Here is a 1,550-nt window from a genome sequence, read left to right as displayed (position 1 = left end):
GGGGAGAAAGGGGGTTTCACATCATGTCTGGTTCAGGGGTTTCGGGGGGGTCAATATGGTTAGTGCCTCCGAGAGGTATAAAACCCTATCGACAAGTGGAGGACTAGATGGATTCTCTGAGGCTGTTAGATCAATCTTCGAAGGTATAAGGGCTGCAGCCAACTACTTCGACTACTCTAAGCCTTCAAGCAGCTACACACCTAAGCCCAGGGTAGAGGTCTACAGGTCTAGGAGGACTGGGGAGGAGAATCTGATCCTATTCAAGTTCTACATACCTGAGACCAGGGTCGGTCAAACACCTAGCGTCGTTATTGTAGCAGCCTACAGGAGCTTCAATAAGCCTGTGAGTAAGTTCATATTCGAGAGGTCTTGGAGATACATTTGGAGGACTGTGGAGGAGTTCACAGAGGAGGATAGAGGCTTCGAGGAGCACATATTCATATACTTCGCTGGGGAGGGTTTCAGAGCCGGGGTAGAGGAGGCTAAGAGGGCTGTAAACGGGGGCTTCAAGGAGTCTGGGGTAAACGCTAAGGTAAGGCTCGTGGATTTGAGGTTCAGAAGCCTGGGAGACACCATTAGGAGGGATCTCATAAGATACCTGGGGTCCAGGGCTTGGAGGCTCATTGAGAGTCTCGGAGGCGGGAGAGATGGCGTCAAGGTTAGGGGATCCGTGAAGAGCTTCCTAGACTTCGTAGCCCTCATAGTTTCGAGGCTCACAGACCTCAGTGTCTACAGAGATGTTCAGGACATCTCTAAGAGGGGGGAGGCTCTTCTAAGTGTCTACAGGGCTATTCTCGAGAAGCTCTCAGTAGGACCCCCGAAGCGTAGATCCGGAGGCTCTGAGCGGAGCGGAGGAGGATCAGGGGAGAGGCCTGGGGTATCTGCAGACCTCGATAGACCGCTGATAGAGCCCGGAGCACTCTCAGACAGGTTCATACCTGTAGCAGAGTAGTAGAGGAGCACTCAAAGCCCTTCAACTGGTCGCCGAATCGGGCTGTATGGTTACCAGAAGAGAGGTGTCGGGATATGAGGGCTGTGAAGGTGTCTGAGGAAGCCTACAGACTGATCAAGAGATTCGCTGAGGAGAGGGGTCTGAGGAGCCTCAGGGAGGCTTTGGATAGGATCCTGGAGGAGTATTCATCTGGTTACCGCAGCCCGGAGCATGGTTACCAGAAGAAGCACCCCGTGGATTCAGCCGCTAAGTGCAGAGCTAGGAGAGTTACCCAGAGAGCCTACGTACTGGAGTGCTCAGATGGGAGGAAGGCTTTCATACCCTTCGACACTCTTCTGAGAATCGTGGAGGAGTTCGGAGACTCTGTAGAAGTTGTGGAGAGTTCTGCAGCCGGAAGCGGTGATCAGACCCCGAAACTGCTATAGGTGCACCATTGCGGAGTCATAGCCTGGCAGAAACTTTCGGAGTCAGTCTACTCCTTTATATGCTCACTTCCATATGCACACTTTCATATGCACACTTACATAAACTCACCGAAAAACCCCCCATAATACTGAGCATATAAAACAGATGAGTATCAGCTGATATTCGTGGAGTC

2 protein-coding genes are annotated in these 1,550 nt (G+C 51.9%); both read left to right on the top strand.

What is annotated here, in order from left to right:
* Positions 1-55 precede the first annotated feature (55 nt).
* A complete protein-coding gene (locus BA066_07910; protein ID RDD52770.1) occupies positions 56-952 on the top strand; it encodes a hypothetical protein in 897 nt (298 codons plus the stop codon).
* A gap of 74 nt (positions 953-1,026) precedes the next feature.
* Positions 1,027-1,377 (top strand): hypothetical protein, encoded by a 351-nt coding sequence (locus BA066_07905; GenBank protein RDD52769.1) that lies wholly within the window; start codon positions 1,027-1,029, stop codon positions 1,375-1,377.
* Positions 1,378-1,550: the final 173 nt, after the last annotated feature.

Source organism: Candidatus Korarchaeota archaeon NZ13-K (genome assembly GCA_003344655.1).
GTDB lineage: Archaea > Korarchaeota > Korarchaeia > Korarchaeales > Korarchaeaceae > Korarchaeum.
Note: the sequence above shows the minus strand (reverse complement) of the source record. Positions and strands in the feature narration are given on the sequence as shown.